This is a genomic window from Pseudarthrobacter sulfonivorans (genome assembly GCF_031454915.1).
In the GTDB taxonomy this organism is placed as follows: Bacteria; Actinomycetota; Actinomycetes; order Actinomycetales; family Micrococcaceae; genus Arthrobacter; species Arthrobacter sulfonivorans_C.
On sequence record NZ_JAVDRS010000002.1, the window covers coordinates 251235 to 276651 of the forward strand.

Here is a 25417-nt window from a genome sequence, read left to right on the forward strand (position 1 = left end):
TACGCCGCACGGGGAGGGGCCGCACTCGAGTGGCTGGGACGTCGGGTTAGAGCCGTGTGTCGAAGGAATCGCAGAAGACGTTCTCGTTGAACGTCCCCTGGAACCCGGACTTGCCCATGATCTTTTCGATGGTGGCCCGGATGGCCTCCACGGATCCCGCGTGGGCGTGGATGGCGGTCTTGACCATCGGCACGTCAATGAGGTGGTTGGGCTGGTTCAGCGACACGAACACCGTGGGTACCTCGGTGACGTACCAGGGAATTTCCGCCGCCATCGGCGTGGACCACTTGATCCGGATGGCCGCTTCCTGCGCAAAGCCCTTGACGTTGGCGAAGACGAACGCGGCGTCGTACTTGTCCGCGTAGTCGCCGGTAGCCTCCTCCGAGATGACAGACATGAAGTTCACACCTTCTTCGCCGGCTGCCTTGCGCTGCGCAGCGGTCTTGAAGACGTGCACTTCGAAGCCTGCCCGCTCCAGTTCCCCGGCCACCACGTCCAGGTAGGCCAGCGGATCAGCCATGGTGAAGTCCGAGCCGCCGGAGATGCCGTAAAGGCGGATCCGTTTGTGCGTCTGCGGCGTGATGGGCAGGTTGTTCGCCGTGTCTTTGATCAGGGTGACAGTCTTGTCCGCTATTCCGGCGGCAACAGCGCGGTGCTCTGCACTGCCGATCTTGGCCAGCGCTTCGGTGGGCGGAACCAGCTCGTCGCGGGTCTTCACGTGCAGTCCCAGCGATGCCTTGAGCGCCAGGACGCGGCGCAGGGCGTCGTGCAGGCGCTGCTCGGTGATAACGCCGGACTTGTAGCCGTCCAGCATGTACGCGAAGTCCTCGGCCGCGTTGCGGAAGAACAGGAACATGTCGCAACCGGCGGCGATGGTGGCGGGCACCAGGTCCTTGCGCTTCATGGCCTGGGTCAGGCCAATCATCTGCGAGGCGTCCGTGAGGATCAGCCCGTTGAAGCCGAGCTCACCGCGCAGCAGGTCCTGCAGCAGCTCCGGAGCCAGGGTGGCAGGCTTGATGTCCGCATCCGCGATGCCCGGACGGAAGTGCCTGGACAGTTCCGGCGCTCCGATGTGGCCGATCATGATCGACTGCACACCGTGCCCGATCATTTCGCGGTACACGTGGCCGTACGTCTTGTTCCACTGGTCGTAGCCGAACGTGTTGTAGGACGTGACCACGTGCTGGTCGCGCTCGTCGAGGCCGTCGCCCGGGAAGTGCTTCATGGCGCAGACGGTCGGGGACTCGCTGATGCCGTCGAAGTATTCCTTGGCCCGCTCCACCACGATCTCCGGGGTGTTGCCAAAGGACCGGGTGGAAATGACCGTGTTCCGCCAGTTGTAGTGGATGTCCACGATCGGCGCGAAGGCCCAGTTGCAGCCAAGCGCGGCGGTTTCGACGCCGGCCACCTGGCCCATTTGGCGTGCGATGGACTTGTCCGGGTGCGACCCGGCCTGCAGGTGCGTGGACACGAAGGTGCCGTCGTCGCAGCTTCCAGCGCCGCCCATTTCCGGGTTGGATGCGATCAGCAGCGGCACCTTGGTCTTCGACTGGGCGTACCGGATGTGTTCCTGCACGGCGGCAGAGGGGCCCGGACGGTACCGCATGCCGCCCACGTGGTAGTTCTCAAGCACACCGTCGAGGTACTCCGGGGAGTAATCGTTGTTGTGGTTGATGAAGAGCTGGCCGATCTTCTCCTCCAGCGTCATTGACTCCAGGGTGGAATTCACCCAGTCAACCGCCGCGTCATCGAGGTTGAACGGCGCGGCCTTGAGGTCGACGTCGAACTGGCGGCCCTGGGTGCCAGCGGCACCAGCAGCTGAAGTTCCGTCCGCCTGCGCGGAGTTACCGACGGCGGCAGCCACCGCGCGTGCGATGCCTGCCAGCGCGTCGACCATCACCTGGGCCACCGGGCCGGCGATGTCCACCACGACGCCTGCCTCATCGGCTTCCAGCGGTTCGAGGGTGGCGAGCTGCGATTCCAGCAGCGCCGGCGGCATGAAGTGCCCGGAACGCCCTTCAGTCCGTGCCCTAAGAACCTCCTTGCTGCCATGCAGGTGCAGGAACACCGTATCCGGCGCCTGTGCCCGGATGGCGTCGCGGTAGCTCCGGCGAAGTGCCGAGCAGGCCAGGACCAGGCCGCCCTTTCCGGCTGCTGCCAGTTTCGAGCCCACCGTGGCGAGCCACGGCCAGCGGTCCTCGTCGGTCAGCGGGATGCCCGCTGCCATCTTGGCGACGTTCTCCACCGGGTGGAGGGAATCTGCGTCGAGGAACGGAATACTCAGTTCACGGGCCACCAGGTCACCGATGGTGGTCTTGCCGCAGCCGGAGACGCCCATAACGATGACGCGGGGGCCGGTGGCCCCTCCTCCTGCGGAGGGCGAAGTAGCGTTGATCACCAGTCGTGCCTCACCAGTCATGGACAGTGCCGTCTACCAGGCGGTTGTACGGCAGGTAAGCCTGCTGGTACGGGTACGCAGCTGCAGCTTCCTCGTTGAATTCGACGCCGATACCGGGCTTGTCGCCCGGGTGCAGGTAGCCGTCCACGAACGTCATGGACTGCTCGAAGACCTCGTTGGTCTTGTCGGAGTGCTGCATGTATTCCTGGATGCCGTAGTTGTGGATGGCCAGGCCCACGTGCAGCTGGGCAGCGAAGCCCACCGGGGAGATGTCAGTGGGGCCGTGAAAGCCGGACTTGATCTGGTACTGGGCGGCGAAGTCCATGACCTTCTTCAGCGGGGAAATGCCGCCGAAGTGGGTGGAGGCTGCGCGAACGTAGTCGATCAGCTGTTCCTTGATGATGGTCTGGTAGTCGTACACGGTGTTGAAGATTTCACCGATGGCCAGTGGGGTGGTGGTGTGCTGGCGGACCAGGCGCAGGGCCTCCTGGTTTTCGGCCGGGGTGCAGTCCTCGAGCCAGAACAGGTCGTACGGTTCCAGGGCCTTGCCAAGCTTGGCCGCCTGGATGGGGGTCATGCGGTGGTGGCCGTCGTGCAGCAGCGGCAGTTCCGGACCGAACTCGTTGCGCACGGCTTCGAAAACGGTGGGCAGGTGGCGCAGGTACGCGCGGGTGTCCCAGTCCTCTTCCACGGGGAAGGCGCCGCGGCCGGCGGGCTCGTAATCGTAGCGTTCGCCTGAAGCCTGGGCCTGGGCAGCCACACCGTAGACGGCCTTGATGCCCGGGACGGCGGTCTGGATGCGGACTGACTTGTAGCCCAGTTCCAGGTGTTCGCGGACGGAATCGAACAGCGACTCGATGTCCGCGCCGGAAGCGTGGCCGTAAGCACGCAGGCCGTTGCGTGACGCGCCGCCCAGCAGCTGGTAGACCGGCATGTTGGCCATCTTGCCCTTGATGTCCCACAGTGCCATGTCGACGGCGGCGATGGCCGCCATGGTGACCGGGCCGCGGCGCCAGTACGAGCTGCGGTACAGGAACTGCCAGGTGTCCTCGATCTTGTGCGGATCCTTGCCGATCAGCAGCTGTGCAACATGCTCTTTGAGGTATGCGGCTACAGCCAGTTCGCGGCCATTGAGGGTGGCGTCACCGATGCCGGTGACTCCATCGTCCGTTGTGATGCGCAGGGTCACAAAGTTACGGGACGGACTGGTCACGAACACTTCAGCGGCAATGATTTTCACGGCAGATCCTTTCGGGGACTTCAGGTCAGGGGTGGTGCTTTGAATTATTGGCCTGCGGGCTTGCTGGTGTCAGCAGGCTCGCTGGCGGCCGCGGAGGTGCTGCCGGCGGCGAGGGTGGTGGCAGCCGTGGTCCGTTCGGCAGCGTTGCTGGCGTCAGCCGGGCCCGGGTGTGCCGTTTTGGTTCGGCGTTCCTGGATTTCCTTGAGGATTTCCGCGTGCTTGGCGTCCGTCAGCGTGTACTTGGTCATAACCAAGACCGCAAGGAAAGTCAGGATGGCCGGGAGCGCACCCGCTGCGATCTGGATACCGAATACGGCCTCCGGGGTCTGGGTGACTCCACCGGACTTGTAACCGCCGAGGGCGAGTGCATAGGCGGCAAGGGCGCCACCGACAGCCTGGCCGGATTTACGGGTGAAGGAGAAGAGCGCATAAGTGATGCCCTCGGTCCGGACTCCGGTCTTCCACTCCCCATATTCAACGGTGTCGGCTTCGAGGGCCCACACCACGATGCTCATCGCCAGGACTCCCACGAGGCTAAGTACGAGGCCGCCGAAGCCGACCATGACCAGGCTGGCAGGGGTAAGGAAGATCACCACACCGCCGGAGACAGTGATCAGGGAAGAGTAGATGTAGATGTTCTTCTTGCCAATGCTGCGGACCAGTTTGGGCATAACCGCTGCCAGTGCGAATGTCAGGACGAGCTGGATGATGGACAGCACAGGGTAAAGGTCCAGCCGGCCGAGGACGTCGCGCAGGTAGTACAGCTGCACGGAGGTCAGTGCCAGGTAGCCGGAGAGGAAGAAGAAGGAGCTGATGCACAGCATCAGGAGCGGTTTGTTGCCCTTGAGGGTCTCGATGCTCTGCTTGACTGAGACGTTCGGCACGGCGCGGTGAACGCGTTCCTTGGCGGTCAGGACCGTGAAGAAGTAGAGGCCCGCGCCGATCACGACAAACACCAGGGTGATGGTGGTGAACATCGACTGCAGGTCAGCGCCAGGCTTGATGAGCGGTGCCACGAAGATGCCCAGGGCCGAGCCCACCAGCAGGCCGCCAATCATGCGGGCCGACCCCAGCTTGGCGCGTTCCCCCGGATCCTGCGTCATGGCGCCGGCCAGCGAGCCGTACGGAATGTTCACAAGGCTGTAGGCCAGGCCCAGGGCGGCGTAGGTGACGTAGGCGTACAGCAGCGTGCCGGATTCACCGAGCTGCGGGACGGAGAACGTTGCCACGCTCAGCAGGAGCAGCGGGATGGAGCCGAACATGATGAAGGGGCGGAACTTACCGAAGCGCTTGCTGTAGGTCCGGTCTACGAGCCGGCCGGCGAAGACATCGGCGAAGGCGTCAAACAACCGGACCACGAGCAGTAGGGTTCCGGCGGCCGCTGCGGAGATACCGGCGACATCCGTGTAGTACACCAGCAGGAACATGGTGGCGGTTGTGAAAGCGAGGTTGTTAGCCGCATCGCCGGCGCCATAGCCGATGATGCTGAGCTTGTTTAGCTTTTTCATGATTGGGCTCCTTTACCCTCGCCGCCGTGGAGGCCAGCTAATTATTGAAATGCTATGCAGCTGTGAATCCTTGGGCTATGCCTAACCGGCAAAATCCACATCCGACGGGAGTGCCGCCGCTTGTAACTCGTTGCTGTAATCCTAGTCACTTGGCAATAAAATGGCAAGCGGTTGCCATGAATTTCTGTTGAAACTTCATGAAACTGCAGGTCAGCGAAAACAGCTCTGCCCGGTCCAGGAACCCGGACCGGGCAGTGTACTGATCCGACAGGAAACAGGAGTGCTGCTTGGGGGCCCGGCTACGAACCTGCCGCGAATGTTCCCAGCTGGCCAGCAACCAGCTCCACGACGGCGTCGTCCGCCGCCAGGGCCGGATCAACCAGCGCCAGCAGCGCCCGAACACGCTGCGTACCTTCCAGTTTGTTCGCCTCAGCCACCTCGGCTGCCAGCGGATCATGGAACGTCTCGGCGGCCGCACTGAAATCAATCCAGGCAGCGATCATCCGGGCGGCAGCAACGCCGGACCTGCCCTGGGCACGCTCGGCCAGCAGGACCGGCACGGCGCGCATGCGCAGTTTAGTGCTGCCGTCCATGGCAATCTGGGCCAGGTGGTGGGCGATGCGGGCGTTGCTGAAGCGGGCCAGCAGGGCGTCCCGGTATGCCGGGATCTGCAGGTCCGCGCCGCCGGAGGACGCCCCTGCGGCCGCACCTGACAGGTTCACCTCAGCCTCGTCCCAGAAGCCTTCTACAGCCTTGCGGCATTCCGCGTCCGCGAGGGCGTCGGCCACGGTGGTGTGTCCGCGGAGCTGGCCGGAGTAGGCCAGCAGGGAATGCGCGCCGTTCAGGAGCCACAGTTTGCGGTTCTCGAAGGGCTCGATGTGGTCAACGAAGACCGCGCCGGCATCCTCCCAGCGCGGACGCCCGGCGGGGAACTCGCCGCTGAGCACCCAGCTTGTAAACGGTTCAGCCACTACCGGCGAGTTGTCCCGGTAGCCGCAGGCGGCCTCGACGGCAGCGATGTCCGCTTCCGTGGTTCGCGGCGTGATGCGGTCCACGGATGTGCTGACGAAGCTGACGTTCGCCTCAACCCAGGCTGCGAGATCCGCATCCCAGGCAGCGGCCAGCCCGGCCACGGCGTTGCGCGCCACGGTGCCGTTGTTGGCGAGGTTGTCGCAGCAGACCACGGCGATCGGCCCGGCACCTGCGGTCCTGCGCGCTGCAAGCGCAAAGACCAGCCGGCCCAGCGGCGTCGTCGGGTTTCCGCTGCCGGAAGCCAGCAGCGCAAGGTCCGCTTCAACGTCGGGCGCCTTGGTGTCCAGCTGCCCGTCGGCCCCGAGCCGGTACGCGGCTTCGGTGACCGTCAGGGTGACCATGGCGGTAGAGGGTGCTGCAACGAGCTCGGCGAGCCGCGTCACGTCCGCGCCGTCCACGGCTTCAACAATGCTTCCGACGACGGCGAACGAGTCGCCGCTGTCAGCGCGCTCCACGACGGTAAACAGTCCGTCCTGCCCGGCGAGTGCCACGGCAGCGTCGGGCCGCCGGCCGGTGAAGGCCGCAATGCCCCAGTCCGCGGCGTCGCCGGCCTGGCTGGTGTACCAGGCCTGGTGCGAGCGGTGGAAGGCGCCAAGTCCGAGGTGGACGATCCGGACCGGCGGCTTGGGAGCCGTGTGCAGTGTCCGGTTCAACTGGGGAAGGGCGCCGGAACTGGCTGCGGAGGGCGTCTGTCCGGCGTTTGCCTGTTCGGTTGTCACAGTTTGAAAACCCTTCGCGGGGACGAATCGACGATGTCCACGATGAGTTCGTGGGCACGTTCTTCACTGACACGGTGCTCGGCCACGAGGCGGGCCAGGAAGGAGGCCTCGATCCGGCGGGAGGCGTCGTGGCGGGCGGGGATAGAGCAGAAGGCGCGCGTGTCGTCGATGAAGCCCGAGGAGCGGGAGAACCCGGTGGTCTCCGTGACGGCGGAACGGAAACGCAGCATCGCATCCGGGGCGTCCAGGAACCACCATGGTGCGCCAAGGTAGACGGACGGGTAGAAACCGGCCAGCGGTGCCAGTTCGCGGGAGAAGACGGTCTCGTCCATGGTGAAGAGCACCAGGTGGAAGTCCTTGGCTGTGCCGAAGTCCTGCAGCAGCGCACGGATTCCCTCGGTGTAGTTCACGGCGAACGGAATGTCGTGGCCCGTGTCGGCACCGAAGCCCTCGAACGTAGGCGTGTGGTGGTTGCGGAAGGAGCCCGGGTGGATGGTCATGACCAGCCCGTCCTCTACCGACATGCGGCCCATCTCGTACATCATGTGGGCTTCGAAGGTGTCGCGGTCCTCGGCCGTGGCCTTGCCGGCGCGGGCGAGTTCGAACAGCCGCTCGGCCTCGGCGCGGTCCAGCTTGAGCGTTGCCGGGTGGGCCACGCCGTGGTCTGCCGAGACTGCGCCATGCTCCACGAAGTATCTGCGGCGGTTTTCCAGCGCCGTGATGTAGGCGGTGTACCCGCTGGCACCGTCACCGGCAGCGTCGATCAGGCGGTCAACATTGGCGCTCCACGTGGGATGGGCAATGTTCAGGTACTGATCCGGGCGGAAGGTCGGCAAAACACGGCCGTCGAATGTGGGGTCCTCGGCGATGGCCTTGTGGCTGGCGAGGTTGTCCAGGGGATCATCGGTAGTGGCCAGGACCTCGATGTTGAAGTCCTTGAAGAGCTGGCGCGGACGGAAGCCGGGCTCAACGAGCTTGGCGGCAATGGCGTCGTAGCTGGCGTCAGCCGACATGTCACCGAGGTCTGCGCCCAGCTTGAACACGGCGTCAAACTGGTTGCGCAGCCAGTACCCGGATGCGGTGCCTTCGAAGAGCGGCCAGGCCTCGACGAAAGTGCGCCAGATGTCGCGCGATTCGGGCGTGGTGGCGCCGCCGGCGCGGAGCTTGTCCAGCGTGACGCCACTGGCGTGGATCAGGCGGGTGACGTAGTGGTCCGGGCTGACCAGCAGCGCCGCCGGATCCGGGAAGGGCGTGTTGTGCTCGATGACAGCAGCGTCAACGTGCCCGTGCGGGGAGATGATGGGGAGGTCCTGGACACGCTGCAGGAGGTCGCGCGCAATGCTGCGCGTTCCTGGATCGGCGGGCAGGAGCCTGTCTGGGTTGGCAGCAATCGACTGTGACATACGTCAATAATCCGGCTTGGTCAGTGCTTTTGTCAACCGGTTGCCATAAATTGCCAAAATGCGGAACACGGCCGTCCAATGCGCTTACAGTGGGGACAGGATCCGTCCGCTTGAACCCCTCAACACAAGCTCAGTCTCCACACTCAGCGTGCCGGCCGGTTCCCCGTTCCCGTGCAGGAGGTCCAGCAGCCGCGTGGCGGCCCCCGCGCCGCACTCCCCCAGCGGCGAACGCACGGTGGTGAGCGGCGGCGTGGTGAAGTCTGCGCCGAAGATGTCATCGAAACCGACGATGCTGATCTGGTCCGGCACAGTGATGCCCGCCGCCTGGAGCTCCTGCATCAGCCCAATGGCCAGGAGGTCGTTGTAGGTGAGTACTGCAGTAGCACCGCTGGCGCGGACATCACGCGCCACCTGCCGGCCGCCGTCGACCGTTGGTTTGGTGGATTCGAGCCGGACGGCCTCGAGCCGGGACCAGTCGCAGGCTGCCTGCACACCGTCCCAGCGCTGTTCCGACATCCAGGACTCGGGCGGGCCCGCCACATAGGCCACCTTTTGGTGGCCGTGGGCGGCCAGGCTGCGGACTGCCTCGCTGATCCCTTTATGGACGTCCGGCACCACGCACGGCACGCCCTCGACTTCGCGGTTGATCACCACCACGGGTTTGTCCTGGGCCAGTGCGCGGATGTTGTCATCATCCATACGGGGGCTCGCCAGGATCAGCCCGTCCACCGTGGCCATGAGCCGCCGGGCGGCAGTCAGTTCGGTTGCCGGGGACTCCGCCGATTCGGCAAGCACCAGGGTGTAATCGCGGTCCGTCGCGGTGGCCTCGGCGCCGCGGATGATGTCGAAGAACGTCGGGTTGGTGATATCCGCGACGATCAGGCCGAAGGTGTTTGTCTTGCCCGTGGGAAGGGCCCGGGCGAACGGATTGACCTGGTAGTTCAGCTCGGCGGCAGCATCCTCGATGAGCTTCTGTGTTTTGGGGCTGACCCGGCCAGGCTTGCTGAGCGCCCGGGAAACCGTGGAGGCGTTGACGCCGGCAACCCTCGCGATGTCATAGATGGTCGCGTTGGATTTGCCATCCCGGCCATGTTTCTTGAACGGACCGGCAGTCGGGGCAGCATCCGGCGTCTTGGGTTCAGTCACCGCCCCATCTTAGCGATGAAAGCGCTTAACCTGGTCGCGGCTGTGGCCGTTTTGGGTGTCCAAAACGGCCACAGCCGCGGCTCAGTATGCTGCTCACTCAGGAGGTTAGGCGCGCTGCGGGAACTTTCCCTCGTCGGCGATGCGCTTGTTCAGCTCCGCCAGGAACTCATTCTCATCGAAGTCCAGTCCCACTTCCTTGCCCGTCCACGCTGAGAGGTGGATGGCGTTGGCGAGGCGGACTCCGTTGATACCGTCCGAGCCCGGAGCGAGCAGCGGTGTGCCGTCAAGGATGTTGGCGGCGAAGTTCTCCAGGACACCGGAGTGCTGGGCGCCCCAGGCAGATTCGAACTCGATGACCTCGGACGTGTAGTACTCTTCCGGGTTCAGTTCGCCCATAAAGAGCTTGCGGACATCGTCCATGTCCATGCCTTCGCTGAGCTCGCGCTCGGGCTTGTGCAGGCGGGTCACGGTGGCGGTCTTGCTGTTTTCGACCACGATCTTGCCCTGGTCGCCCAGGATTTCGAAGCGGTCAGTGCCGGTCAGATCGTGCGTGGCCGTGACAAAAACGCCGGTGGCACCGTCGCCGTAATCAACCACTGCCGTCACTTCGTCCTCGACGGCGATGTCGCGCCTGAAGCCGAACGCAACCTTCGCGTAAACCGACTTCGGCACTCCACAGATCCACTGCCACAGGTCCAGCTGGTGCGGTGCCTGGTTGACCAGGACGCCGCCGCCCTCGCCGCCCCACGTTGCACGCCACTCGCTGGAGTTGTAGTAGCCCTGCGGCCGCCACCAGGTGGTGATGATCCAGTTGGTCCGGCGGATCTTGCCGATTTCGCCGTTCTGCACGATCTCTTTGAGCTTCTGGTACAGCGGGTTGTTGCGCTGGTTGAACATGATCGCGAAGGACAGTTCCGGCTTGCTCGCGGCAAACTCGTTCAGTTCCTTGACCTGCTTGGTGTACACGCCGGCTGGCTTCTCCACGAGGGCGTGGACGTTGCGTTTGAGGGTTTCGATGCCCATTTCGGGATGCAGGAAGTGCGGGACGCACGTCACCACCGCGTCAACGTCGCCGCTCTCCAGCATCGCGATGTAGTCCGCGTAAAAGGGAACGTCCGGGTAGGTGTCCGAAGCGATCGCCTTTTTGGCCGGATCGATATCGCAGATGGCGCCGATCTCCATATTCGGGACCAGGCCGTCCGTGATGAATTTGGCGTAGGCGCCGCCCTGCTGGCCCAGGCCGATGATGCCGAGGCGTACTTTCTTGCTCACAGTAATTTTCCTTTTTCGTTGGTTGAGCTTGTCGAAACCGGATGGTTGGGATAAGCGGTTAGAAGAGCTCGGACTGGCCCAGTGCAATGAGGTTGTCGTAAGAGGTCTGCAGCGCTTCCCAGACCGTCCTGCCGTAAAGTTCGTCCTGCTCCACGAGCAGGTACTCGGCGCCGGCAGCCTGCGCGGCCGGGATGATGGAGGCGAAGTCCAGGTTGCCTTCGCCCACTTCGGCGAACTGGACAACGTTCTTGAACTCCTGCATGAAGCCCTTGAAGTCCCCGGCTTCCAGCAGCCCCATTGCCGACTCCGGCATTTGGCCGATCCGGTAGTCCTTCAGGTGGACCATCGCAGTGCGGCCGGCGTACTTTTCCAGGGTCCTGACAGGGTCCAGACCGCCACGCTGTACCCAGTGCACGTCAATTTCCATGCCCATGGCCGGGGAATTCTCCGCAATGATGTCCAGCATGAACTTGCCGTCGAACTTCGCGAACTCGATGTGGTGGTTGTGGTAATACAGGCCCAGGCCCTGCTCCTGCAGCCGTTCGGCGTATCCGTTGGCCTGCTTGGCGAAGTCAACCACCGCGCCGATAGACGTCATTGCCTCGAACGGGAGCATGCCGATCCGTAGGAGCTTCGAATCCAGACGCTTGGCGTCGTCCACAATCTTGTCGAAGTGCTCCGCCAGTGAATCGCCCGGACGGCCCTTGGGGGTCTCCATGGCCACGGAAAGTGCTGCGATGTCCATGCCCAGCTCGGTGCGGGAACGGTCCAGTTCAGCCACATTCTCCGGCGTCATCGGGATCTGGGAGATCTCGACGGCGTTGTAGCCGATTCCGCTGACCTTGCGGAGCGTTTCGAACGCCCCGATCTCGGTGAAGCTGTCCCTCAGCATCATTGCCTGTACGCCAATTTTGGCCACGATATTCCTCCGTTGTTGTTGCGGTTGAGTTAGTTCTGCACGGCCTTAGGCGGGGACGCCAGCCTGTTCGGCCTGCTGCCGCTGCTCTTCAAGCAGGCGGTGGCGGTCGGCGCGGCGCTTCTCCTGGCGGTCCGGATCCGGCACCGGGGAAGCGAGGAGTAAACGCTGTGTGTAGGGGTGCTCAGGGGTGCGAGTGACAACCTCTGCCGGCCCCTGCTCCACGATTTCTCCACGGTACATCACAGCCACACGGTGGCTGATGTGGCGGACCACGTCAAGGTCGTGCGAGACAAACAGGTACGAAACGCCGGTGTCCTTCTGGATCTGCAGGAAGAGGTCCAGAACGCGGGCCTGGGTGGAGAGGTCCAGGGCGCTGACAGGCTCATCACACACGATGAGCTTGGGAGAGAGTGCCAGGGCGCGGGCGATCGCCACGCGCTGGCGCTGACCGCCGCTGAACTCGCGTGGAAGCCGGTGGAGGGCGTCGGACGGTAGACCTACCTGGTCCAGGAGTTCCTTAACACGCTTTTTGGCCGCGGCCGGTTCCATGCCCTGGACTCCTAGGGGTTCGGCGAGGATGTCGCCAATTTCCAGGGCAGGGTTCAGCGACGTATACGGATCCTGGAAGACCACCTGCATGTCGCGGCTGAGGATGCGTCGCTGCTTCCTGGTGGCGTGGCTGATGTCCTGGCCCTCGAACGTGATCTTGCCGCCGCTTACAGGCGCCAGTCCCAGCACCGCCCGGCCCAGGGTGGTCTTGCCGGAGCCCGACTCCCCCACCAGGCCCAAGGTCTCGCCCTGGCCGATGCTGATGTTAATGTCCGTCAGGGCGCGGAACTTCCTGGCCCGGAAGCCCTTGCCGGGGTAGTCCACCACGAGGTTTTCCACCCGCAGGAGTCCGCTGCGTGCCGGGGCTGATTCCGCGGCGTCCAAGGCTGCAGTTTCGGTCACAGTACGTTCTCCTTGGCAGTTGACGACGCCGTTGCTGACGAAGTGGATGGCACCAGCATGCTCATGGGTTCCTTACCTTCGAGCATGGAAGCCAGCAGGGTCTGGGTGTAGGTTTCTTTCGGTTCGCGCAAGATGTCCCGCACGGGGCCTTCCTCCACGAGCCGGCCGTTCTGCATGACCACAACGCGGTCGCAGAGGTCAGCCACAACTCCGAAGTTGTGGGTCACCAGGATGACGCCCACGCCGAGGCGCCGCTGGAGGTCGCGGATGAGGTCCAGCACGTCGGCCTGCACGGTCACGTCCAGGGCCGTGGTGGGCTCGTCCGCTATGATCAGGTCCGGCTCGCAGCTGATGGCGCCGGCGATCAGTACACGCTGGGCCATGCCGCCGGAGACCTCGTGGGGGTAGGCCTTGAAGGTGCGTTCGGGGTTGACAATTCCGACGTCGGAGAGCAGCTTCATCGCCCGCGTGGTGGCTTCCGCCTTGGAGATTCCCAGGACCCGCACCATGGGGGTGACCAGCTGGTAGCCGATGGTGAACGCCGGGTCCAGGTTGCTCATGGGTTCCTGCGGGATGTAGGAAATCCGTTTGCCGCGCAGCTTGGACAGCCGGTCCTGGTTCACTTTGTCTTCGCCGGGTGCCACGGTGTAGTTACCGTCGAATTGGATGGCGCCGGCCTCGATGCGTGCGGTGTCCGGCAGCAGGCCCAGGATCGAGAACGCCGTCTGGGACTTACCCGAACCGGACTCGCCCACAATGCCGAGGATTTCACCGCGGTCCACGTGGAAGGAGACGTCGTCCACGACTTTCTTGATAGACCCGTCTGCCTGGGGGTATCCGACGCCAAGGTTGGTGACCTTGACGAGGTGGTGTTCGGTTCCTGCTTCGACGGCGGCAATGGTCTTGCGCGCTGCCTTGGTGGCGCTGGCGGCGGCAGCATTTTCCGCTTGATGTGCTTTCTGCCTGCCGTGCTTGATCTTCTCGCCGTCTTCCAGAGCGTCGCGGATGGCGTTGCCCAGCAGGACCAGAGCGCCGATGGTCAACGCCATCGCAAACGCGGGCCAGAACAGCAGCGTCGGGGTGAGGTAGACGTTCTTGAAACCTTCAGAAAGCATCACGCCCCAGGTTGCCTTGGCGGGATCACCCAGGCCCAGGAATTCAAGCCCGGACTGGATGGCGATGGCCACCCCGGCGATCGCGGCCGTCTGGATGATGATGGGCGCGCGCACCACGGAGAAGATATGGCGGGTGATGATCCGCATGTCGGAGAGCCCGGAGACCCGGGCGGCATCGACGTAGAGCTCGTTGCGGACCGACTGCACCGCTGAGCGGGTCAGACGGAAGTAGGAAGGGCTGATCAGGACACCGAAGGCGATCATGGCAATCCAGACCGACGGCCCAAAGGCAGCGCGGATGGTCAACAGGACAATCAGGCCCGGCAGGCTCATGAGGATGCTGACGACCCAGTTGGAGACCGCTTCGAACCTGCCCGCGTAGTAACCGGCCACCAGACCGGCGGGCAGGCCGATGGCGATGGCGACGGCGGCGCACAGGAGCGCCGAGGTCAGGGTCAGCTGGGCACCAAAGAGCAACCGGCTCCAGACATCGCGTCCCGAGCTGTCCGTGCCCAGGATATTGACCTCGTCCGGGGCGGCGAGAGTCTTGGCAATGTTGGCGAAGTTCTCGTCGAACGGTGCCAACACATCGGCAAAAATGGCCATAACGGCCATCGCAAGGAGGATGACGATGGCAACGACGCCCATGGGATTCTTAAAAAGGCGCTTGAGGACTGTTGACCGGACGACGGTACCGGTCTGGCCCGACGTGCCGGGTGACGGCGTCAGGGCTGAGGTTTCGACGGACTCGGTCACGAGGCACGCACCTTCGGGTTGAGCCAGCCGTTGAGCAGGTCAACGATGAGGTTGACCACAATGACAACGGCGACGGTGTACATAACAACGCCCATGACCACGGGCTGGTCGCTCTGGCTGGTGGCGGCTACGGCGAGCGGCCCCATGCCGGGAAGAGCGAAGATCTGCTCGATGATGACCACGCCGCCGAGCATGCCGATCAGCTGAAGGCTGAGCACGGTCAGGCCCGCCGGAGCGGCGCTGCGCAGGACATGCTTGAACAGGACCTCGCGCTCACCGATGCCGCGGCTGCGCAGGGTACGGACGTAATCGCGTTCGAGCTGCTTGATGACGGCGCTGCGGATCTGCTGCGCACCGCCGGTGACACCGTTGATTAGCAATGCGATCACCGGCAGCGTCAGGGAAAGCACCCAGGCGTCGGCTCCGACACCGGGCGAAATAGTGCTGGTGGCCGGGAACAGACCCATCTGGATGGCCAGGATAGTCACCAGGATGATGCCGATGACGAACCCGGGAACGGAGTCACCGATGATGGCGCCGACCTGGACCACGCGGTCCACCCAGCCACGCTTCACGGCCGCGGCAACCCCGATGAGGGTGGCGATGAGGGCGATCAGGATCATGGCCACGGAAACCATGGTCATGGTGACCGGAATGCGCGTGGCGAGCGCGTTGGCAACGGGTTCAGATGTGAACCAGGACGCTCCCAAGTCCCCCTGCAGGGCGCCCGTGAGCCAGCTGAAGTACCGGGTGATGACGGGCTGGTCGAGCCCCAACTCGGCTTCTTTCACGGCCAACTGCTCCGGTGTTGCCTGGTCTCCCAGGATGTTCCGGGCAATGCTGCCGCTCGATACGTAAAGCAGGGAAAAAACGAGGATCGAGACGGCGAGTAGGGTAACGACTCCGCTGCCGAGGCGTTTGAGGATGAATGTGATCATTGCTGGCTCCATTGAACTGGCATGGATTGGTGGCCCGGTCCGGCAGTCCACGCTGGTGGACTGCCGGACGTGCAGGTATGTTGTGTGGCTACTTGCCCGGTAATTCCTGGCGGGTTACTTAGCCGGCGAGTAGTTGTAGATCGACGGAACGGCCTGCTGGACCTGCGGTTCCACGGTGATCTTCGAGTTGTGGTAATACATCTGGTTCACCCGGAACATCGGGGCAAACCACGCCTGCTCCACTACGTACTTGTTGACTTCCTGGGCCGCCTTGCCCGCATCCTTGCCGGAGGTCTGGACGGCGTCGATCTTGGCCTGCAGCTCGGGTGTGGTGTTCTTGAACGCGTTGTACAGCGCCTTGGTGGAGATGATCTGGTTGACGGCAACCCACGGCTCGCCCTGGAAGAGCGAGAAGAACATGGTGGTGAACTTCTGGGCGGCGATATCGCTGGTGAATGTGTTCGTAATGGCGGAGCCGACGTTCAGGGTGATTCCCACATCCGAGAGCTGCTGCTTGATGACTGCGAGCTGGGTTTCGAAGCCCGGAACCGACGGGACCTCAACGACGACGCCGGTCTCGTAGCCTGCTTCCTTCAGGAGTGCTTTGGCCTTGGCCGGATCGTAGCTGTAGTAGTTCTCCAGCTCTTCGGTCCAGGCGCCGCTGGCCTTGCCGAACGGCTGCGACGTCGGGGTGCCCTGGCCCAACAGGACCTGGTCCACGATGGTCTTGCGGTCAAAGGCGTAGTTGATGGCCTGGCGGACCTTGACGTTCCCCAGTGCGGGGTTCTTGGTGCCGTCCCGGTCCAGCAGCAGGAGACCCTGCCAGTCCACCTCGGTGGCGACGAGGTTCATCTTGGCGCCTTCAGCCTGCTTGCCGGTCTTGGGATCCAGCAGAGTGGCGTCCACCTGTCCCGAAACCAGGGCGTTGGTGCGGGCGGTGGGGTCAACGAGGGTCTTGAAGGTGACCTTCTCGAATTTCTGGATGTCCTTATTCCAGTAGTCCTTGCGGGCGGTGAACACAGACTGCGAGTCCTTGACCGTGGAGGCCTTGTCCATCACGTACGGGCCGCTGCCTACTGGCTCGGTCTTGATGGCCTCGGTGCCGAGCGCCTTCGGGCTGCCCATCAGGCCGGCCGCCTGGCTGAGGTAGAACTCAAGCGAGGGATCCGCGGCGGTCAGGTTCAGTTCGATGGTGTCGGCGTCCACTACTTTGACGTCGGACACGGCGGTCAGCTGGGCCATCTGCGGGCCGTTGGCCTTCTTGAAGTGGTCCAGATTCGCCTTGGCTGCCTCGGCGTCGAACTTGGCGCCATCGCTGAAGGTCACGTCGGTGCGGAGGTCAACGGTGAGCTTGGTATTGGCCTCGTTGTACTTCCACTCGGTGGCCAGCATGGGGCTGAGCTTGCCGTCCGGCTGGCGCAGGATCAGGGAGTCGTAGGCAGCCTGGTACGGCTGAAGGTAGTGGCCGACGTGGGCCTGAGCCGGATCCCAGGAGCGGATTTCCTGTACGGCGCCCAGTGTCAGTGATGCCGTCTTGGCTGTGGCGCTGGTACCGGACGGGGCACCCCCGCAGGCTGTCAGCGCGAGGCCTGCGCTGACGATGAGAGCGGCTGCTGCCGCCTTGGGACCTAACTTCATTGTTGGCTCCTGAATCTGTGAGACGTGAGAGGTACGAATCCGGCCGGTGTGGCGTGCACCACACCTACCTTCCGAGATTCAGAGTACGCAAGATTGCCAACTTTGGCAACCGATTGTCAAAATTGTTGCAACTTCTAATCCGCCGACCTCTAGATGAATCGTTCTAAAGACTACAACCGGTTGCCCTGGACAGTTCAGTAAACGTTTGCTGCCGTATCCGGGTAGCTCTGCCGGTAGATTTCCTTGACGATCCGCAACGATTTCTCTGCCTCTTCCGGGTCAATCCAGAACGGCCCGGCATTGCCGAGGCGGGCATAGAAATCGCTGATGAGCAGCTCGTGCGAGACGCCCCAGTACGCGCGCCCGCCGGACTCCACCACACGCTCGGGCACTACTTCCACCCGGCCGTCCGCATAAGTGACGGTCAGGTCCCCGCGAAGACTGAGGGTCGCTTGTTCCGTGACGATGTCCAAAGTAACCGGCGCGTTCACGGCGTTGGCCAGCGTGGCATAGAAGGCACTGCGGACGCCATTTGCATGCACCGCCACGAATTCCGCGGTGTCCTCCACCTCAATGGTGTCGCCAAGGAACCTGGTGGACGCGTGACCGGACAGCGACACAACGTCACCCACCAGCCACTGCAGCAGGTCCACGGTGTGGATGGCCTGGTTCATCATGAGCCCGCCGCCACCGCCCTCCCAGGTGCCGCGCCAGGGCCGGCTGCGGTAGTAGCCGGCGTCGCGGTGCCACATCACAGTGGCCGAAGCTCCCAACACGGCACCCAATTCGCCGGAGGACAGCAGGGCGTGCATGGCCTGGGCGGTGGAGTTGTAGCGGTTCTGGAAGCAGACGGCGATCTTGGCGGTGCTCGCCTTGGCGGCGTCCACCAGTCGGCGGCCCTCCTCGAGCGTGTGCGCCAGCGGCTTTTCCACAATCACATTGACGCCTCGGTCAAGGCAGTCAGCGGCAATGGCGGCATGCGTATTGTGCGGTGTGGTGATGTGCACAACGTCCGGACCGATGGCCTCAATGAGGCTGGCGTGGTCCGCGAATCCCGGAACACCATAGGCGGCCACGGCAGCCGCAAGGCGGCCGGGGTCCGTGTCACAGACCCCGGCCAGCCGTGCACCGTCGAGCTTTGCGATGGCCTCGAAGTGGACAGCCGAAACGTCACCGCAGCCGATGACCGCGGCCTTGAAGCCGGTCACGAAAGGTCGATCCCATTCTTGGCAGCGAGCGATGCGAAGGCTCGGGCTGCGGTGCCGAACGCCACCGGCCCGGAGAAGCCGCCCAGTTCATGGTGGCTTGCCAGGTGCGGCTCAAGGGAAGCGAAACCGGCATAGCCGTCCGCTTTCAGCGCGGCAATCGTGGCATCCAGTTCGCCGTCGCCCTCGCCGGACGGCACAACTTCACCGGTGGCCATGATGGCGTCCTTGACCTGGAGGTATTCGAGGTAGGGGCGAAGCATTGCGTAGCCTTCGGTGTAGGGCCGGACGCCCACCTGGACGAAGTTCGCGTTGTCCCACGCCACGCGCAAGGCCGCCGAATCGACGGACTCCATGATGTCCAGGACGCGCTGCGGCGTATCGCCGTAGATGTCCTTTTCGTTCTCATGCAAAAGCACGACGCCGGCGCTTTCGGCTTCAGCCGCCAGTGCCCGCATGCGCGTGATGACGTCGTCGCGGATTTCTTCCGGGGTCTGCGCTTCACTCCGGAAGAAGGAGAAGATGCGGATGTACTTGGTGTCCAGGCCCTTGGCCACGGAAATGATCTGGCGGAGGCGCTCCACCTCGTGCTCCACCGGCAGGGTGATGTCCACCTTGCCGATGGGGCTGGCCACGGCCGAGACCTTCAGGCCCTTCGCGTCCAGGATTCCCTTGAGCTCGGATACCTGCTCGGGGGTCAGCTCGGAGACGTTCACGCCCCACGCGCTGCGTACCTCGATGTAGCTGGCGCCGAGGGCCAGCATGACAGCAGCCTGGACTACCGGATCAGGATCCACTTCGTCGCCGAATCCTGAGAGTTGCCAGACGGTCCTGGTTGCTTCGGTAGCCGTTTCGGTCACAGGGATCTCCTTAGGGTTTGCCCGCGACGGGACAGCCTTGATGCCGCTCCGGCGCGCGGGTGACTTGGTTCACAAAGTTCTGCACTAAGTCTAGATGCCTCCGGAAACAATGACAACCGATTGCCAAATGTTGATATCTTGTGGCAACCTAGAGGAATCAGGGCTGTGGCTATCGTCACAATGCCCCGTATTGTCCCGTTCAGAGAGGAACGCCATGGCGATGCAAGCAGCCGGAACAGACCGTCCTGCCACCATCCACGACATCGCCGCCATGTGCGGGGTGGCCGCGTCCACTGTTTCCCGCGCACTTTCCACTCCGGACCGGGTCAACATCCGCACTCGTGCGCGCATCGAAGCGGCCGCCGCCCAGCTGAGCTACACCCCGAACAGCCAGGCCAAAGCCTTGAGTTCCGGCCGCACCGGCGCAGTGGGCGTCCTGGTCCCCGACATCACCAATCCCTTCTACTTCGACCTGATCAGGGGCACCCAGCTGCAGCTCAAGGCGGCCGGCTACACCCAGTTGCTGGTGGACACGGAAGAGTCGGACGAGGTGGAAGCCAGCAGCATGGAGCAGCTGCGCAAGAGTGCTGACGGCATCATCGTCACGGCGTCCAGGCTCAGTGACGAGGCACTGCTGGCTGCGGCAGCGAAGATTCCGATCGTTACCATCAACCGCGATGTGGCCGGAGTGCCCGCGGTTGTTATTGACACGCCGTCGGCCACCAGCCAGGCTCTGGACCACCTGATTTCGCTGGGCCATACGCACGTCGCCTACATGGCCGGTCCTCTCACGTCGCAGTCCAGCACACGCCGCTGGACTGCTTTGGAGGCCGCCGCCGAGGAACGCGGCGTGGACGTTCGCCGGCTCGGTCCGTTCGCCCCCAAGACGCAGTCGGGCGCCGCCGCCGCCGACGCCGCCGTGCACTCCGGCGTGACCGCTTGCATCGCCTTCAACGACCTCATCGCCATTGGTATGCTCCAGCGGCTGCGCGAGCGCGGCATCCGGGTCCCGGAGGACATGAGCGTGGTGGGCTGCGACGACATCTTCGGTGCCGACTTCTGCAATCCCCCGCTGACCACCATGGCCTCCCCGATCGAGCAGGCCGGCCGGGTGGCCGTGTCCATGCTGCTGGCCCAACTCAACCCGCTGGCAGGCGGCGGCAGCCGCAGCCGTTCCCTGATGCCCACGCACCTCACGGTCCGCGGTTCCACCGGGCCGGCGCCTGCAGTTTCGTGAGGCCCGCATCAAGGTCAGGCCAGAAGCTAAGTGAGGCCCATCCCCGGAATACGTCGTCCCAGAGGGACACAGTTGAGCGTTGTTGACACCGCTGACTAGGCTGGATCATATGCGCGAACTCCAGGCCACCATCATCGAAGAAATGGGCGTGCAGCCCCGGATCGACCCCCTCGGGGAGGTGCGCAAGCGCGTTGATTTCCTGAAGGAGTACCTCCGGGCCACCCAGACCAAGGGCTTTGTCCTGGGTATCTCGGGCGGATTGGACTCCTCGCTCGCCGGGCGGCTTGCCCAGCTGGCCGTCGAGGAACTGGAAGCCGAGGGAGTGGAGGCCAATTTCGTGGCGGTCCGCCTGCCGTACGGCGTCCAGCACGACGAGGACGACGCTCAGGCCGCTTTGGACTTCATTCAGGCCAAGACCGAGTGGACGTTCAACATTTCCGCTGCGGTGGATGGCTTCGAGGACGAGTTCGAGAAGACTGTCGGAAACGGGATTTCCGATTTCCATAAGGGCAACACCAAGGCCCGCACCCGCATGATCGCCCAGTACGCCCTCGCCGGCGAACACAACTACCTGGTAATCGGCACCGACCATGGCGCAGAGTCCGTTACCGGGTTCTTCACTAAATTCGGTGACGGCGGCGCGGATATCCTGCCGCTGTTCGGCCTGAACAAACGCCAGAACCGTGAACTCCTGGCCGAGCTGGGTGCGCCCGCGCGCGTCTGGGAGAAGGTGCCCACCGCGGACCTCCTCGATGACAAACCGGGCCGCACTGACGAGGACGAACTCGGCGTCACCTATGACCAGATCGACGACTACCTCGAAGGCCGGGATATCCCCGAAGCTGCTGCAGAGCTGATCGAGCAGAAGTACCTCCGCACCCGCCACAAGCGGACCGTCCCGGTCACCATCTTCGACACCTGGTGGAAGTAGGCTGCACCGCGCCACCTTCCATACCCTTGGAAGTCCTAGTATATTGCTGGTGAGATAACCACACGGCCATTGGCCCCAGCACTGACAGGAGGCACCGTGGGCAGCCCGCTCCCCCGCGATCCGATCGCCGAGGCCCGGCAAAACTGGGAACGCCACGGCTGGGGAGATGTCGCAGCACCCATGGCGGCCATCACGGCGATCATGCGGACCCAACAGATCCTGCTGGCACGGATTGAGACGGTGCTCAAGCCCTTCGGGCTAACGTTCGCGCGCTATGAATTGCTCGCGTTACTGAGCTTTGCCCGCAGCGGCGCGCTGCCCATGAACAAGGCCAGCGCGCTGCTGCAGGTGCATCCCACTTCGGTGACTAACGCCGTCGACCGCTTGGAGCAGGCGGGCCTGGTGGCACGCTCCCCGCACCCCACCGACGGACGGACCACGCTGATCGAACTCACCGCCGAGGGCCGCACCCTGGCGAAACGCGCGACGGCGGCGCTCAACTCCGAAGTGTTCGCCAAGTCCGGTTTCAGGGACGACGATGTGGAGCACCTGCTGAGAGTCCTGGGCGATTTCCGCAAGGCAGCCGGCGACTTCACCGAGGAATGACGGATCCTGGCTCTCATGTGGGGGCTAGGCCTGTATGGCTTTCCAGCTTTTCCAGAAGAATCCCCTGGAATGCGGAATCCGCCGCAGCCTTGTGGGCCCTTTGGACCTGCCGGTGATACCAGTAGCTCCCTGATCGCGGTTCGATCGTCTCCGCCGCCGCGGTGGCAAGCCACTCCTGAGTCCGGCGCCCTACCACAAGACTGTCAGGCGCTCCGGCGCCACCCATCCGGGTGGGAACCCAACCCGGATCAACAGCGTGGGCCATCATCTGCGGATATCTGGTGAAGAACGCCATCGCCAGTGCAGTCAGATAGAGCTTGCTGTCCTCGTAAGCCCTGCCGTGGCGTGGTGTCCTGCTGAAGTCCATGGCTGTTGGGTCTGCCGATCCGGACAAGTGCATCGAACTGCTGAGGAAGATTGCCCGCTTCGGCGGTGTCATCAAAACGGTCAAAACATACGGGGCCACGACGTTGACGGCGAGCACCTCGGGGCCACGCAGGACCCCTGCGTTGTGAATGACGGCGTCGAAGCTGCCAAGATCGTTCGCCTGTTTCGCGAGATGAACTGTTTCGTCCAGGCTTCCAAGGTCGCCAAACAAGACGTGTTCCACCCGCTCATGAACATCCTGCCGGGAAAGGCGCTCAGGGTTGCGGGCGTGGAGTACTACATCGTGGCCCGCATCGGCGAGCGCGTTCACGGTTTCCAGCCCCAGCCCGGAGGAAGCGCCTGTGACGAGTATCAGTGACATCGGTTGGATCCTGTAGGCAACCCAACCCGCTCCGGGGCCACGTGGCCCCGCCGGGAGATAGGAGATTCGCGTACTTCCGCCCGATTGTCCATGCACTCCACCATAGGTCCGGGCCGTCGCCGGAGGGAGTCCCTGCGAGGACCTCCAAAATGGCGTCTCCGGGCACTGTCGAAAGACCTGCTCGCCCGGAAGACCGGGTCTACGTGTCCTCGGACGTGGCCCTGCGACGGGAAACCAACACGGGACTGTGGGCATGGTGAAGCACAGCGTGGGCCGTGGAGCCTATGGTGCCCTTGATAAGTCCATGTCCTTTGGTCCCTACAACCGTGATTCGTGCCCCTTGTGATGCTTTGACCACGGCCCGGGAGAATGAAGCATCCACCAGCAACTCTCCGGCCACCGCGATCGCGGGCGCTTTGTGGCGGGCCTGGCTCAGCACAGAGTCAAGCATCGCCTCAGCGTCCGGGTAGGCTTCCACGGGCTCGCGCAACCGTCGGTACCCGACGGGTTCGTGCAGTACGTGAACGATCATGAGTTCGGCGCCTGTTGCTGCTGCGAAGAGGCAGGCATCGTCGAGGGCCGCCGGTGATCCCGAGTCGTCGACGGCAAGCAGGACTCGACCATCGGGGTGGTCATCTGCGCGGATCACTGCCACAGGGCATTCTGCGGTTGCGGCCATCTCCAAGCTGACGGACCCCACCAGCAAGCCCATGAACCCGCCAAGGCCCCGGCTTCCGAGCACCAACATCTCAGCACCGGCCGAAATGCGGGCCAGATGATCGCGTGGCATTCCGTGCAACAAGGTGGTGTGGACCTCCAGCGTGGGGACAGTCTCCTTGACGAGCGCCATCCCCTCTTCGAGGACTTTTTGGGCGGCCCGTTCCAGACCGCTGTCGGCAACACCAGGAACGGGACCCCTGTTGTTGAACAACAGGACCCACAGGGAACAGTGCACAACCTGGAGGGAACAGTCCCGCAGGGTCGCGTGCTTGGCGGCCCATTGCACGGCGTGGTTTGATTCTTCGGATCCGTCATAGCCAACCACGATCGTCTTCGACGGGCGCTCGTTCGTCATGGCCAGAGCCTACGCTGGCACCGAGAACGGCACCAGAGCGTAACGCCCGCTTGTATGGCGCAAGACGCTGCTAGGCTCCGATGCTGACACCTCAGGAGGAAACACCGTGGGCTTTGCCAATGAACTCAGGAACCAGTACGCCGGGGACTGGGACGCCGCCGTCAACCATCCGTTCGTGGACCAACTACTGGACGGGTCCCTTTCCGATGACAACCTGCGCCGCTACCTCGTAGAGGATTACCAGTTCTGCGATGCCTTTACGGCCCTCCTGGGCCAGGCGGTGGCATCGGCGCCTTCGCTGCCTTCGCGGCTGGTGTTTGCCGGGGTTCTCGGGGCATTCGCTTCGGACGAGAATACGTACTTCCTGGATTGCTTCAATGATCTCGGCGTTCCGGAGGCGGATCGAACCGCACCCGCACTGGGATCTGCCACCCGCGATTTCGACAACCTGATGCGGACCGCCCTCGCCACCCGTTCCTACCCGGAGGTCTTGGCAGTGTTGCTGGTTGCTGAGTGGCTCTACGGAGACTGGGCAGCCCGCGCCGGTGACCCAAGCGAATGGCCGGTTCAAGCCAAGCATGCCGAGTGGATCCGCCTCCACAACAACCCCGAATACAACGCATGGGTGACGTGGCTCCGCGACGAGTTTGACGCCGTCGAGCCTTCTGACGCCGCAGCTCGTGAGCGCGTTGCCACCACCTTCGCGGAGGCAGTGCGGCTGGAGCGCGCATTCTTCGACGCTGCTCTTGTGCCGGCTGACGCTTCGGTTTAGCTGAGCTCCACCAGGCCTTGGTCGTAACTGTTCACGTCCGCGAGCTTCAACAGGGCCGGGTCATGTCCCGCCGGGAACACGCCCCGGACTGAGCCCTTGGCCTACGGGCATCACCACAAGCCGGACTGCGTCCACTTCTCCGGCAGCGAAGAACGTCTCTCCGAGCGACAAGCTCCCCCAGAGGACGATGTCCTTTGCGGACTCCCGCTTGATGCGACGGATGGCCTCGATCGCATCGCCGGATTCAATGGTCGACGGCGGGAAGTCGCCCCCAAGGGGCCTCCTTCAGCTGGCGTGAAAATACATGAGGTCGCAGGCCGTTGAGTGCGGGCGCAATGATCTCGCCTTCGGAGGCAGGCGTAGGCCAGTATTCCGCGAAGTACCTGTAAGTGTTGGCACCCAAAACCATTGCTTCCACGCCACCGAGCCATTCGAGTTGGGCACGGTCAAACTCGGCCGTACCCCCTTCCAAGAGTTCGTAGGCCTTGAACTCGTTGTTGGTGTCGGCGGCGTATCCGTCAGCTGTAACAAATCCTGGACAATCAGCTGTGCCATGAGCGACTCCTCGATCCGGTGATGGGCCGCAGGAGCTTGCGCCGCGAAAAATGAGTCGACAACCCCTTCGTGGTTCCTGCCCGGTTGCAGACTTTGACCTACTCACCGGCTTTGTTACCATTGCGAACACCACGATGGTGAACGACCAGTTACAGGACTTCCAAGCTGCGGGCCGGCGACCACCGGGCGGGTTTCTTGCAGGCATGGTTGCCAGCATTGTCTGCTTCAGACTGGTATCCATCGCAGGTGTCGTCGTCGGGATCTGGCATTTCAAGTGATCCCTTGGACAACGCGGGAACGATCGGCATGCTTATCCTGCATGCTCTGGTGGGTATTTGGACCATTGGAATTCTCCGGCTGAAGAAGGTTCCTGTCCCAAATTCCGACGTTTGA

The 25417-nt window shown here is 63.6% G+C and carries 20 protein-coding genes; 4 read left to right on the top strand and 16 right to left on the bottom strand.

The features are described from left to right. Positions 1 to 46: 46 nt before the first annotated feature. The 14 genes from J2808_RS05045 to J2808_RS05110 all read right to left on the bottom strand — a co-directional run bounded on the left by J2808_RS05045 (position 47) and on the right by J2808_RS05110 (position 19100). The gene (locus J2808_RS05045) at positions 47 to 2338 is read right to left on the bottom strand and encodes a gluconokinase, GntK/IdnK-type (RefSeq protein ID WP_309814154.1); all 2292 of its coding nucleotides are present in this window, start codon (positions 2336 to 2338) and stop codon (positions 47 to 49) included. A gap of 70 nt (positions 2339 to 2408) precedes the next feature. Further along, entirely contained in the window at positions 2409 to 3638 is a 1230-nt protein-coding gene (manD, locus tag J2808_RS05050; RefSeq protein WP_108600586.1) for a D-mannonate dehydratase ManD, read from the bottom strand. 44 nt (positions 3639 to 3682) lie between these two features. After that, positions 3683 to 5146, bottom strand: coding sequence for a glucuronide transporter (gene uidB, locus J2808_RS05055; protein WP_309812568.1), 1464 nt, complete (start codon positions 5144 to 5146; stop codon positions 3683 to 3685). 299 nt (positions 5147 to 5445) lie between these two features. Continuing rightward, on the bottom strand, positions 5446 to 6897 hold the full coding sequence (locus J2808_RS05060; protein WP_309812570.1) for a mannitol dehydrogenase family protein: 1452 nt from the start codon (positions 6895 to 6897) through the stop codon (positions 5446 to 5448). Then, on the bottom strand, positions 6894 to 8300 hold the full coding sequence (gene uxaC / locus J2808_RS05065) for a glucuronate isomerase (RefSeq protein ID WP_309812572.1): 1407 nt from the start codon (positions 8298 to 8300) through the stop codon (positions 6894 to 6896). The genes J2808_RS05060 and uxaC overlap by 4 nt, the downstream gene beginning before the upstream one ends. Positions 8301 to 8384: 84 nt before the next feature. Continuing rightward, a complete protein-coding gene (locus J2808_RS05070) occupies positions 8385 to 9446 on the bottom strand; it encodes a LacI family DNA-binding transcriptional regulator (RefSeq protein WP_309812577.1) in 1062 nt (353 codons plus the stop codon). Between the two features lie 105 nt (positions 9447 to 9551). Then, complete coding sequence (locus J2808_RS05075; protein ID WP_309812582.1) at positions 9552 to 10718, bottom strand: Gfo/Idh/MocA family protein; 1167 nt, start codon at positions 10716 to 10718, stop codon at positions 9552 to 9554. 58 nt (positions 10719 to 10776) lie between these two features. Continuing rightward, positions 10777 to 11637 (bottom strand): sugar phosphate isomerase/epimerase family protein, encoded by an 861-nt coding sequence (locus J2808_RS05080; protein WP_309812585.1) that lies wholly within the window; start codon positions 11635 to 11637, stop codon positions 10777 to 10779. Positions 11638 to 11682: 45 nt separating this feature from the next. Next, positions 11683 to 12588, bottom strand: a complete 906-nt coding sequence (locus J2808_RS05085) for an ATP-binding cassette domain-containing protein (RefSeq protein WP_309812588.1) — start codon at positions 12586 to 12588, stop codon at positions 11683 to 11685. After that, positions 12585 to 14459, bottom strand: coding sequence for a dipeptide/oligopeptide/nickel ABC transporter permease/ATP-binding protein (locus J2808_RS05090; protein WP_309812591.1), 1875 nt, complete (start codon positions 14457 to 14459; stop codon positions 12585 to 12587). Before J2808_RS05090 ends, J2808_RS05085 begins: the two co-directional genes overlap by 4 nt. Further along, positions 14456 to 15397, bottom strand: a complete 942-nt coding sequence (locus J2808_RS05095) for an ABC transporter permease (RefSeq protein WP_309812594.1) — start codon at positions 15395 to 15397, stop codon at positions 14456 to 14458. The genes J2808_RS05090 and J2808_RS05095 overlap by 4 nt, the downstream gene beginning before the upstream one ends. A gap of 114 nt (positions 15398 to 15511) precedes the next feature. After that, entirely contained in the window at positions 15512 to 17035 is a 1524-nt protein-coding gene (locus J2808_RS05100; protein WP_309812597.1) for an ABC transporter substrate-binding protein, read from the bottom strand. Positions 17036 to 17229: 194 nt separating this feature from the next. Beyond that, positions 17230 to 18243 (bottom strand): Gfo/Idh/MocA family protein, encoded by a 1014-nt coding sequence (locus tag J2808_RS05105; protein WP_309812602.1) that lies wholly within the window; start codon positions 18241 to 18243, stop codon positions 17230 to 17232. After that, positions 18240 to 19100 (bottom strand): sugar phosphate isomerase/epimerase family protein, encoded by an 861-nt coding sequence (locus J2808_RS05110; protein ID WP_309812605.1) that lies wholly within the window; start codon positions 19098 to 19100, stop codon positions 18240 to 18242. The genes J2808_RS05105 and J2808_RS05110 overlap by 4 nt, the downstream gene beginning before the upstream one ends. Positions 19101 to 19320: 220 nt before the next feature. Between J2808_RS05110 and J2808_RS05115 the strand changes: the two genes are divergently transcribed. From J2808_RS05115 to J2808_RS05125, 3 genes are all read left to right on the top strand, one after another. Then, on the top strand, positions 19321 to 20337 hold the full coding sequence (locus J2808_RS05115; protein ID WP_309814157.1) for a LacI family DNA-binding transcriptional regulator: 1017 nt from the start codon (positions 19321 to 19323) through the stop codon (positions 20335 to 20337). 109 nt (positions 20338 to 20446) lie between these two features. Continuing rightward, complete coding sequence (gene nadE / locus J2808_RS05120) at positions 20447 to 21268, top strand: ammonia-dependent NAD(+) synthetase (protein ID WP_309812608.1); 822 nt, start codon at positions 20447 to 20449, stop codon at positions 21266 to 21268. 96 nt (positions 21269 to 21364) lie between these two features. After that, a complete protein-coding gene (locus J2808_RS05125; protein WP_309812611.1) occupies positions 21365 to 21874 on the top strand; it encodes a MarR family winged helix-turn-helix transcriptional regulator in 510 nt (169 codons plus the stop codon). 13 nt (positions 21875 to 21887) lie between these two features. On the opposite strand, the gene J2808_RS05130 is transcribed toward J2808_RS05125, so the two are convergent. Continuing rightward, positions 21888 to 22622: an SDR family NAD(P)-dependent oxidoreductase gene (locus tag J2808_RS05130; RefSeq protein ID WP_309812613.1), complete on the bottom strand. Its 735-nt coding sequence runs from the start codon at positions 22620 to 22622 to the stop codon at positions 21888 to 21890. A 199-nt stretch (positions 22623 to 22821) separates the two neighbouring features. Next, a complete protein-coding gene (locus J2808_RS05135; RefSeq protein WP_309812616.1) occupies positions 22822 to 23697 on the bottom strand; it encodes a universal stress protein in 876 nt (291 codons plus the stop codon). A gap of 106 nt (positions 23698 to 23803) precedes the next feature. On the opposite strand from J2808_RS05135, the gene J2808_RS05140 reads away from it, so the two are divergent. Further along, a complete protein-coding gene (locus tag J2808_RS05140) occupies positions 23804 to 24469 on the top strand; it encodes a TenA family protein (RefSeq protein ID WP_309812619.1) in 666 nt (221 codons plus the stop codon). The last annotated feature ends 948 nt before the right edge of the window (positions 24470 to 25417 follow it).